The sequence below is a fragment of the Acidovorax facilis genome (assembly GCF_023913775.1).
GTDB lineage: Bacteria > Pseudomonadota > Gammaproteobacteria > Burkholderiales > Burkholderiaceae_C > Acidovorax > Acidovorax facilis.
Map to the genome: position 1 here is coordinate 1 of NZ_JAMXAX010000179.1, position 10,557 is coordinate 10,557.

A 10,557-nucleotide genomic window follows, 5' to 3' on the forward strand; every position below is an offset into this window, starting at 1 on the left:
GTCGGGTGGGTTTGCGCGAATGCTCGAATCCGTTGTCTTGATCTGCGGCCATTGCCAAGGTCTGCTGCTTCATCTGCGGATAACGTTTGACCCCTCTCAATGGTGGACCTTAATCAGCGTTGCCCTAGGGCGAGGACTTTCCTGCGGCGCTCTCTGCCCCTGAAGATCGCGCTGGCGATTTCTTCGATCACCCTGCTGTTGATCACGGCCAGCTTCTGGATGGTGATCTACCTGCTGGGCCAGGATTTCAACGACCTCCAGCCTCTGCTCGCCAGCAACGGAGGCATGGTCCATATCCCTGCAGAGGATTTGCACGCGCGGGGCCATGCCTTTGCCCTGCGCTCATGGCGTGTTTTTGCCATCACGCTGGGCGTCGGCGCGCTGGCCGCGAGCCTCTTCGCTTGGTGCACGGCCAGGCTCATCCTGTCCTCGGCCCACCGCCTGGCCAACACGGCCAACCGCATCAGCGCCCACGCCTTGCACGAACGGCTGGCCCCCGAGAACAACATTGCCGAGCTGGAACCCGTGGCCCGCGCGTTCAACCACATGCTCGACCGGCTGCAGGATTCCTTCACCCGCCTGTCGGGTGTGTCGTCCGACATTGCGCACGATCTGCGCACTCCCATCCACCGCCTCCTGATGGTTGCCCAGGTGACGCTGGACCGCCCCCGCAGTGCGGAGGAATACCGTGCGGTGATCGAGTCGGCCGTGCCAGCGTATGAGCGCATGGGGCGGATGATCGAGAACATCCTGTTCCTCGCGCGCGCCGAGAGCCAGCAAAGCGCCGTTCATGCCACCTTCATCCCGCTGGAGCAACGGCTGGGGGCCACCGCAGCCTTCTTCGAACTGCTCGCCCAGGAGCGGGGTTTGGAGCTGGCGCTCCAGGTGGACCAGAGCGCCCATGTCTGGGCTGATGACACCCTGCTCACCCGCGCCACCGGCAACCTGCTGACCAATGCCATTCGCCATGCCCACCCAGGCAGCACGGTTGCGCTCTCAGGATCGGTGGCATCGAATGGTGGCTGCCATATTTCGGTCTCCAACGAGGGCGAACCCATCGCCCTCCAGCACCAAGCCAGGATTTTTGAACGCGCATACCGGGTCGAAAGTCAGAGCAACGAAGAAGCACCCGGCGTTGGCCTGGGGCTGGCCATCGTAAAAAGCACAATGGAATTACATGGAGGCTTGGTCTACGTGCGCAGCGCCCCAGGCCATCCGACGGTGTTCACCCTGTGGTTCCCGCCACCGCCGCCGCGTGCACCGAGGGCTGGGCCATCGCGCGGGCGTATCAGCCGGTAGCACGGGGTGCGATGGGGGCTGGGGCCGTGGGTCGCAAGATCAGCGCAGCGCCGTGACGCCAAACAACCCCACCCCGTTGTCCCACGCCACCTTGCGCGCCACATCGGTAGGCAGGCCGCCCAGCCACTGGCGGTAGCCCTGCATCAGGTTTTCGTAGTGCTGCCAGCGCTGGTTGACCCAGGTGTCCGAGCCGATCACGAAGCGCGTGGGGTACTTGAGCAGCAGCGCACGCCAAGCGGGGCACAACTGGTTGTCGTCGCACACCAAGCCGGGGCGGTACGAGAGTTCGCCCACCAGGCCGGGGTAGCGCGCCATCAGCGCATCCACCCGCTCCACCGGCGCGCCGCCGATGCCGGTGTGGGCCCAGATCAGGCGCGCCTTCTGGCCCTTCGACGGGGTGTGGGCCATCAGCAGGTCGATGGCGACATCATCCACATGGGCCAGCACCACCAGGTCACGCTCTTCGGCCAGGGCCATGAGCTTCTGGGCCACGGGGCCGTTGGCATTGGCGCTGTCGTACAGGTGGAACTCGCCAATGCCCCGATACGGCCCCGCCGCCGTGCCGCGCGCCAGCTCGGTCTGCACCATGGTGTAGATGCTCTCGTCGGCAAACCAGCCGGTGTAGTCCGCCCGGTTGCGGTACAGCCGCACAAAGGGCACGACGGTGACACCCGCCTCGCGCGTCTGCGGCAGGCCCGCCAGCGTGAGCGAACCCGCGTTGGGCCGCGAATTGGCAACGATGGCGCGCACGCCGCTGGCCTTCATGCGCGCGAGCACATCAGCGGGCGGGTGGGGGCCGGTTTTGCCGTCCCACGCTTCCTCGTTGTAGTGCAGGTGCGCATCGAACAGGGGGCCGGTGTAGTCGGCCGCGTGGGCCTGAAATCCAAATGCTATTAAAACAATAGCTGCTATCGATTTACAGGCAAGCGGTAGCGGCCAAATTTGACTCAAAACCTGGATATACGTCGAACTCGCCATGGCGGCCTCCAAACATTGAGCAGTTCATCGCTGCGCCCTGGCGCCTGCAATGGGCGCGCCCCCGCCAGAGACGCCAAGCAAGGGCCGCCCCGCAGCGACGGCGTCGTCCCCCTTGGGGGAAGGCGCGCAGCGCCTCAGGGGGGATTCCAATTCATGCGAGGTGTTTGTCGAAGAACGCCAGTGTGCGATCACGCGCCGTCATGGCCGCAGGCTCGTCGTAGCTGCCGCGTTGGTCGCAGTTGAAGCCATGGTCGGCTGCGTAGATGTGCACCTCGGCACCCGGCTGGGCGCGGGCAAAGGCCTGCACGCTGTCCACCGGGATCCAGTGGTCGCGCTCGCCAAAGTGGGCCAGCACGGGCACGCGGGGCTGGCGCGCGGCTTCGTCGGGGCTGGTCATGCCGCCGCCGTAGTAGGGCACGGCGGCCGACAGGCCGGTGAGCGTACAAGCCGCACGCCAGGTGAGCAGTCCACCCCAGCAAAAGCCCACGATGCCCACCTTGCGGCCGCTTTGCGCAGCGGCGTAGTCGATGGCGGCCTGGATGTCGGGCATCACGCCAGGGGCGGGCAGCGCCTCCACCGCCGCCTTCAGGCCCATGCCAGCCTGCATGTCGTCGCCGGTGTAGCCCAGGTCCACGCCGGGTTTCACGCGGTGGAAGGTCGAAGGCGCCACCGCCAGGTAGCCACGCGCCGCAAAGCGGTCGGCCACGGCGCGAATGTGGGAGTTCACGCCAAAAATTTCCTGCAGCACCACCACGGCGCCACGCGGTGCGGCATCGGGCTGGGCCACCCAGGCCGGAAATACAAAACCGTCACCCGAAGTCAGATCGACAAACTGTCCCATGCTGCAATCTCCTTGATAAAAATGCGCCGGAGTGGAGGTGTGCCTGCTGCAAACCGCTGCCCGCAGCACCCAGAACCTGTTCCAATGCGCCATTCTTGCAGGAGACCCCGATTTCATGGACAAGATCGTCTTAATCACCGGCGCCAGCCGAGGCATTGGCGCCGCCACCGCCCAACTGGCCGCGCGCCAGGGCTGGGCGGTGGCGGTGAACTACCAGGGCAACCAGGCCGCCGCCGATGCAGTGGTGCAGCAAATCCGCGCCGCAGGCGGCACCGCGCTGGCCGTGCAGGCCGATGTGGCTGACGAAGCCCAGGTGCTGGCCATGTTTGCCACCGTGGATACACAACTCGGGCGCATCACCGCCTTGGTGAACAACGCGGGCGTGGTGGACACCACCCAGCGGGTGGACGAAATGAGCGTGGCGCGCCTGCGCCGCATGTTCGATATCAACGTGATCGGCAGCTTTGTCTGCGCCCGCGAGGCCGTGCGCCGCATGAGCACCCGCCACGGCGGCGCGGGCGGCAGCATCGTCAACGTCTCCAGCGCAGCCTCGCGGCTGGGCGCGGCCCACCAGTATGTGGACTACGCGGCGGCCAAGGGCGCCATCGACACCTTCACCATCGGCCTGGCACGCGAGGTGGCGGCAGAAGGCATCCGTGTGAACGCCGTGCGCCCGGGCCTGATCGAGACCGACATCCACGCCAGCGGCGGCCTGCCCGACCGCGTGCGCGACCTGGCCCACCAGGTGCCCATGCAACGCGGCGGCACGGCCGAAGAAGTGGCCGAGGCCATCGTATGGCTGATGTCGGATGCGTCGCCCTACACCACCATGTCATTGCTTGAAGTCTCTGGAGGACGCTGATGGACCTGAAACCTCTTATCACCCTGCTGGCCATCGTGAACCCGCTGGCCATCGTGCCGTTTTTCATCCACTACACGCAGGGCTTTTCGTACCCGCAGCGGCGACGCACCATACAGGTGGCCAGCTTCAGCGTGTTCTGTGTGATTGCAGCCTGTGCGCTGCTGGGCCTGCAGATCCTCGACTTCTTCAACATCTCGCTGCAGAGCTTTCAGGTGGGCGGCGGAATGCTGCTGCTCATCAGCGCGATGAACATGCTCAACGCCCAGCCCGCTGAGGCCAAGCCCAGCACCAATGAGTACGAAGAAGGGGCCGAGAAGGCAGCAGCGGGCAGCAGCATTGCCGTGGTGCCGCTCACCATCCCGCTGCTCACCGGCCCGGCCAGCATGTCTACCGTGGTGATTTATGCCGACCGCGCACAGACCTTCTGGCAGCACGCGGCGCTGGTGGGCTACGGCGTGGTCATCGCGCTGGCCACGGCCGTGTGTTTTGCGCTGGCCGACCCGATTGCACGCGTGCTGGGCAAGACCGGCATCAACGTGATGACCCGGCTGATGGGCCTGATCCTGGCCGCCCTGGCCGTAGAGGTGATGGCCGACGGGTTGGGTAAATTGTTCCCCATCCTCGTTGCACGCTGACATGGAATACCCCCTGAGTCGCCTGCGGCGCCTTCCCCCAAGGGGGACGACGCCCTCACTGCGGGGCGGCCCTTGCTCGGAGTCCCTGGCCTGCGCCGCGCCAGTTGCGTTGTCTGCGCGGGGTGCGCAGCACCGGGGATGATTGAGGCATGTCTGCCAAACTCCTTTTGCTCGAAGACGACCCCGCCATCGCCCGCACCGTGGCCTATGCGCTGGAGCGCGATGGCCTGACCGTCACGCACAGCCTGCTGGTACACGATGCGCGCCAGCAAATGCAGCGCGCCCGTTTTGACCTGCTGGTGCTGGACGTGGGCCTGCCCGACGGCAGCGGCCTGGACCTGCTGCGCGACGTTCGCAACGCCGCGCCCACCGCCGCCCTGCCCGTGCTGATGCTCAGCGCCCACGGCGAGGAGATCGACCGCGTGCTGGGCCTGGAGCTGGGCGCGGACGACTACCTGACCAAACCCTTCAGCCCCCGCGAACTGGCGGCGCGCGTGAAGGCGCTGCTGCGCCGAGCGGGCAACGGGAACGGCAATGGCCACCCGGCAACGCCCACCGCCACGGCCTCCGCGCTGTTCCTCGACGACGAGACGGGCCAGCGCATCAGCCTGCGCGGCCAGGCCCTGCCGCTGACCCGGCGCGAATACCGCCTGCTGTCCCACCTGTTGCGAGGCGCAGGCCGCATTCATTCGCGCGACGCGCTGCTGGCCGCTGCCTGGGGCGACGACAGCGAGAGCACCGACCGCACGGTGGACACCCACATCAAGACCCTGCGCGCCAAGCTGCGCGAGGTGGACCCGGGGCGCGAGTACATCAGCACGCACCGGGGCATGGGGTATTGCATCGATATTTAAAACCCCATTGGCCCCAGTCGATGGAGTCGATGACATCACACGCACTCATAGGTAGAGCGGGCCCTTGCAAGGCATCCCGCCCCCAGCAGGCACGAGCACTGGCGTGCAGGCCACGGCCGCATGCCACCGAAAACTGAGAAATGCTCGGGCCGGAGGGCTGGACAGGCGGACTATCTGGCGGGGTAGTGTGTAGGGCCTGAGCGGCGCAGCACACGGATGCCCTCCGCTCTGCAAGCCCTCAGAAACGATGGCGAATCGACAGTGCCAGGCTATTGACGTCTTTTCCGGGCGCTGCCGCAACGCCACCCAGAAATCCGTTGCCGCCCAACATGTCTTGCGACGTGTTTTTGTTGTTCAGGTGTGTGAATACGGCATTCAGGTCGGTGCGCTTGGACAGTGCATAGGTGTAAGCCACCCCATACGAAGCGCGATCCGCATTGAACGGGCGTTTGTCGTTCATGTTGTTGTAGGCCACGGTCACGGCGTGCACGCCGCTGGTGATGCGGTAGCCAACCTGGAACAGGCGTGCGTCTTGCCGGAAACCCTGAATGAAGGCGTTTTGCACCAGACCGGCCACTGGTGCCGTGGCAGGGTTGGCAGACAGGACTGCGGAAATGCCGGACAGGTTGGTGGGATGGTCGTCCTTGATGACGCTGAATTGACCCGACAGGGTGCCCGGCCCGACATCCAGCGTCGCGCCGAGGACAGCGGTCGTCAGCGACTTTTCACCCAGTTCGTTGTTGCGTGTGTTGTAACCGCCGCCGAACGAATAGCCGTTGCCGTTGTACATGGCCATGGCACCCCACAGCCGCCCCGCGCTCGAACGGCCAGCGACTTCCCCGGCTGCGTACATCGCGGTGGCGGTGAATCCGTTCAATTGCAGACCGTACTGGAGTGAGTTGCTCACGCGGATATCGAACGAAGCCGGAATCGCCACCAACTGTCCCAGTGACAGGCTGGACTCGGTCTTCATCGCGTCAAAGTTGGCGTTGGCCAAGTAGCCCGGTGTGTACTGTCGCCCGAATGTGAAGGCACCGAACGGGGTGATCAGACCGGTGAATACTTGCCGATCAAAGAAGTTGTTGCCCAAGTTGACGCCCACGGAATTACCGATCTGGGCGGCCACTGCGGACACAGCAGGCTGAAGCGCAGCAGGCAGGCCCAACGATCCAGCGTTGCTGAGTCGGTCCGGCAGCCGCCCTTGGGAAATGGGGCGGTTGCCCAGTGCGCCGGTGTCAGCTTCGAGCCGCGATTCGAGCGTGAAGACGGCGCGGTATCCACCTCCCAGGTCTTCATTTCCCTTGAATCCGAGGCGCGAACCTTGCATGTTCCCACTGGTAAGGCTGGTCTTAGAGCCGCCGGGTGCTCCGGTGACATGGTGGATGCCAACGTCGACGATGCCGTACATCGTCACACTGCTCCCGTCAGCCGCGCTTTGCGCCATGCCAAACGACGAAAAGCACCCAAGCACGGCCGCTGATAGGGCACGCATTTTGTTCATAACTTGTCTCCTGTTGCTGCATGAAATTGGCAGAAGCCCACGCCACACCGTGGGCAGCTCCGGGTTCAGCCTAGGTGACATGTCTCAAACGGTAACAGCGGGTAGCACGGGATCGCTGGAGCAGCCCGGTCGTACCGACCTGTTTTCGAGCGAAAACGTTGCGCGTTTGCAACTTTTGTGGGCCGCGCAACAGGCTTTGCGTCCCCACGGTGCATCCCGTGCCAGATGGCAAGGACTGGGTCGCAGCATCACGCACAGGAAGCCCGCATCGCGCTTCCTGGCCAAATTCACCTTGCGATTCAACCGCCTGTACGATCTGACCAGCATGTCCGCCAGGCGTGCTACGCACTGCCCGTCCCCCACATCGTCTTGCTCCATACCGATACTCAGCGCTTCTGAGACGCTTTGCCGGTCAAGATTTTTTAAGAGAACTGCCCCATGCGCCTGGGCATCCGCCTGCTGTTCGCCTTCTTCCTGATCAACGGCATCGCCGCGTTTTTTGTGCTGCGCGTGTTCATGGCCGAGATCAAGCCCAGCGTGCGCGAGGTGATGGAGGACATGATGGTGGACACGGCCAACATCCTGGCCGAGCTGGCCAGCGAAGACCTGGCCGCCGGGCGGTTGGCTGCGGGGGCTGACAACAGCAGCACCAGTCCGTTTGCGCAGCATGTGCGCCGCTACGCCACGCGGCCCATCGATGCAGCGATCTGGGGTTTCTCCAAGCAGTCACTGGACTACCGCATCTATGTGACCGACACCACGGGGCGTGTGTTGTTCGACTCGGAGAACCGCGCCATCGGCGCCGACTACTCGCAGTGGCGCGACGTGGCCCGCACGCTGCGGGGCGAGTACGGCGCACGCTCCACGCGCGATGTGGAAGACGACGATACCAGCGGCGTGATGCATGTGGCGGCGCCCATCTACGTGAAAGAACAGATTGCAGGCGTGCTGACGGTGGCCAAACCCACCCGCACCGTGCAGCGCTTCATCGACCGCGCCGAGCGCAAGGTGTTCATGGGCGGTCTCTTGCTACTGGCGCTCTCGGCCGCCGTCGGCGTGGCCGTGACGCTGTGGATGGTATGGAACGTGCGCCGTCTGCGCGACTACGCCTTGAGCGTGCAGGGCCCGGCCGATGGCGAGCGCCATGACCCCGGCGCCCCGCCCACCACGGCGCTGGCCGTGCCCGAGGTACCGGGCGAGCTGGGCGACCTGGCCCGCGCCATGGACCGCATGCGTGCCCGGCTCGAGGGGCGCGATTACATCGAGGGCTACGTGCGCGCGCTGACGCACGAACTCAAAAGCCCTGTGGCGGCCATCCGGGGCGCGGGCGAGCTGCTGCAGGACGAGCTGCCCGCCGCCGACCGTGCCGAATTTGCGACCCAGGTGGTGCAGCAAAGCGAACGCCTGCAGCGCATCATCGACCGACTGCTGGAGCTGTCCAAACTGGAGCAGCGCCACCACGCCGAGGGCCGCGCGCCTGTGGCCCTGCAGGCCTGCGCCGAGGCCGCCATCGGCCAGACACGCGCCCGTGCTGCGCAACGCGGCATCATGCTGGCCCTGTCAGGTACGGGCAGCAACGGCCCCTGGGAGGCCGAGCTGGTGACCATGGCACTGACCAATCTGCTGGACAACGCCATCGACTTTGCGCCCGCAGGCAGCACGGTGCAGGTGGAGCTGGACGACGCCACCGTGGCCGTGCGGGACAGCGGCCCCGGCGTGCCCGACTACGCCCTGCCCCGCCTGGGCGAACGCTTCTTCACCACCGCGCGGCCAGGCGGCGAGCGCAGTGGATCGGGCCTGGGGCTGGCCATCGTCAAGCGCGTGATGGCGCTGCACGGGGGGCAGATGGTGGTGCGCAATACCGGGCCAGGGTTGCGCGTGGCGCTGGAGTTTCCCGCCAGTTAATGCGAGCGGCGCAGGTGTAGAGCGAGCCCCACCACCAGCAAGGCCAGTGCCACCCCATCCACCCGCACGACCGTCACCAGCGGGGCGCTGAGCGCACTGCCCCGCTGCAGCCACGACAGCAGGAGAAACGACACCACGCTCACCAGCCCCGCCACCAGGCCCAGCCGATGCAGTTCGGGGCGCAGGGCTGCATAGCCCATGAAGGCGGCCAGCAGCCCGAAAAGCACGGCCCGGTGCCGCAACAGCAGCTCCACGCCTGGATCCTGCACCGGGGTGCCGTACAGCTGCGCCAGCTTGCCCGCCCCGAGCACGCCCACCAGCGGCAGGGCATGGACCACTGCCACCAAGACCAGAATCAACGGAACCCCATAGCGCATGCCGCCCCCTAAAACGTGTTTCCTATTGCCCTGTGCCGTTTGTAGGTGCAAGGAGTTCGGCCGTCGATGACCTGACAGGTCATGCCGACACAACGCCCGACTTCACACTGGCCTCACAAACTTCATAGCGCCCTCACACCGGGCCACAACACTGCCTCCACAACATCATTTGTGGAGGATCTCTTGTTCAAACACCCCTTGTTTACCAAACTGGCCGCGCTGGCCGCCATCACCGTGTTGCTGCTCTTTGGCCTCGGCATGATCGAAGACGTGGTGCGCGACCGGTTGCGCTACCGCAGCATCACCGCCCAGAGCGTGGCCGAAAGCCTGGCCGGACCGCAGACGCTGATGGGCCCGATGATCCACAGCGCCTGTGTGGAGAGCTGGGAGGTAGAGACCGGCAAGGGGGATGAGCGCCGCATGGTGGAGCAGCGCCGCGAGTTCCTGCTGACCGCCATGCCCGAGCAGCTCAAGCTCAGCACCGGCGCTGCGATGGAAGAGCGAGCGCGCGGCCTGCACAAGGTGAACACCTTCAACCTCAAGGCCCACGTGACGGCCCAGTGGGGGCCGCTGGCGAGCCTGGTGCCGCAAAGCAGCATGAAAAACTCGCGCATGCACTGCGGTGCGCCCATCGTCATGATGGCCGTGGGCGACGCGCGTGGCATCCGCACCGCGCAGTTCACCCTGGATTCGCAGACCCTGGCCCTCAAGCCCGGCACCTTCCACCCCACCTACAGCCGGGGCCTGCATGCGGCACTGCCAGAATCGGTGCGCGGCAAGGCCGACGGACTGACCGCCACGCTGGACCTGGAACTGGTGGGCACCGAACGCCTGGCCTTTGTGCCGCTGGGTGGCAACACCGAGGTGCAGATGACCAGCAGCTGGCCCCACCCGTCGTTCGGGGGCCGCTTTCTGCCGTCGGAGCGCGAGGTCAAGAAGACCGGTTTCGCGGCCCAGTGGCGCCTGTCGTCGCTGGCCACCACGGCGCAGGCCGACATTGCCAACGGCAAACGCATCTGCCTGGGCGGCACAGACGATGGCGGCCACAGCGACTATGTGCCCGGAGGCGCCACCCCCGGCGACTGCGCCGACAGCTTCAGCGTGGCCTTCATCGACCCGGTGAACCCCTATTCCCTGTCGGACCGCGCCACCAAATATGGCGTGCTGTTCATTGCCCTCACCTTCGTGGCCGTGGGCCTGTTCGAACTGATGAAGAAGCTGCGCGTGCACCCGGTGCAGTACCTGCTGGTGGGCAGCGCGCTGTGCAGCTTTTTTCTGCTGCTGGTGAGCCTGTCGGAGCACCTG

10 protein-coding genes are annotated in these 10,557 nt (G+C 65.7%); 6 read left to right on the forward strand and 4 right to left on the reverse strand.

The window, feature by feature from the left end:
* The first annotated feature begins 99 nt into the window (after positions 1-99).
* Positions 100-1,299, forward strand: a complete 1,200-nt coding sequence (locus tag NFX52_RS27745) for a heavy metal sensor histidine kinase (protein WP_252635922.1) — start codon at positions 100-102, stop codon at positions 1,297-1,299.
* Positions 1,300-1,338: 39 nt separating this feature from the next.
* Here NFX52_RS27745 and NFX52_RS27750 read toward each other — a convergent pair whose 3' ends face one another.
* Together NFX52_RS27750 and NFX52_RS27755 are read right to left on the reverse strand one after the other, a co-directional pair.
* A complete protein-coding gene (locus NFX52_RS27750) occupies positions 1,339-2,277 on the reverse strand; it encodes an amidohydrolase (RefSeq protein ID WP_082437640.1) in 939 nt (312 codons plus the stop codon).
* 151 nt (positions 2,278-2,428) lie between these two features.
* Positions 2,429-3,118 carry a dienelactone hydrolase family protein gene (locus tag NFX52_RS27755; protein ID WP_055402028.1) on the reverse strand — a complete coding sequence of 230 codons (690 nt, stop codon included), beginning with the start codon at positions 3,116-3,118 and terminating at the stop codon, positions 2,429-2,431.
* Between the two features lie 115 nt (positions 3,119-3,233).
* On the opposite strand from NFX52_RS27755, the gene NFX52_RS27760 reads away from it, so the two are divergent.
* The 3 genes from NFX52_RS27760 to NFX52_RS27770 all read left to right on the forward strand — a co-directional run bounded on the left by NFX52_RS27760 (position 3,234) and on the right by NFX52_RS27770 (position 5,469).
* The gene (locus NFX52_RS27760) at positions 3,234-3,980 is read left to right on the forward strand and encodes an SDR family oxidoreductase (RefSeq protein WP_055402043.1); all 747 of its coding nucleotides are present in this window, start codon (positions 3,234-3,236) and stop codon (positions 3,978-3,980) included.
* Entirely contained in the window at positions 3,980-4,615 is a 636-nt protein-coding gene (locus NFX52_RS27765) for a MarC family protein (protein ID WP_055402029.1), read from the forward strand. Before NFX52_RS27760 ends, NFX52_RS27765 begins: the two co-directional genes overlap by 1 nt.
* Before the next feature lie 149 nt (positions 4,616-4,764).
* Complete coding sequence (locus NFX52_RS27770) at positions 4,765-5,469, forward strand: response regulator (protein ID WP_055402031.1); 705 nt, start codon at positions 4,765-4,767, stop codon at positions 5,467-5,469.
* Between the two features lie 238 nt (positions 5,470-5,707).
* Here NFX52_RS27770 and NFX52_RS27775 read toward each other — a convergent pair whose 3' ends face one another.
* The gene (locus tag NFX52_RS27775; protein WP_055402033.1) at positions 5,708-6,970 is read right to left on the reverse strand and encodes a porin; all 1,263 of its coding nucleotides are present in this window, start codon (positions 6,968-6,970) and stop codon (positions 5,708-5,710) included.
* A gap of 438 nt (positions 6,971-7,408) precedes the next feature.
* On the opposite strand from NFX52_RS27775, the gene creC reads away from it, so the two are divergent.
* On the forward strand, positions 7,409-8,875 hold the full coding sequence (gene creC / locus NFX52_RS27780; protein ID WP_055402035.1) for a two-component system sensor histidine kinase CreC: 1,467 nt from the start codon (positions 7,409-7,411) through the stop codon (positions 8,873-8,875).
* Here creC and NFX52_RS27785 read toward each other — a convergent pair.
* Complete coding sequence (locus tag NFX52_RS27785) at positions 8,872-9,234, reverse strand: phosphopantetheine adenylyltransferase (protein WP_242701316.1); 363 nt, start codon at positions 9,232-9,234, stop codon at positions 8,872-8,874. The two genes, creC and NFX52_RS27785, sit on opposite strands and share 4 nt — an antisense overlap.
* A 201-nt stretch (positions 9,235-9,435) precedes the next feature.
* Between NFX52_RS27785 and creD the strand changes: the two genes are divergently transcribed.
* Positions 9,436-10,557 (forward strand): cell envelope integrity protein CreD (gene creD, locus NFX52_RS27790; RefSeq protein ID WP_252635923.1); only part of this gene is annotated, 1,122 nt, incomplete at its 3' end.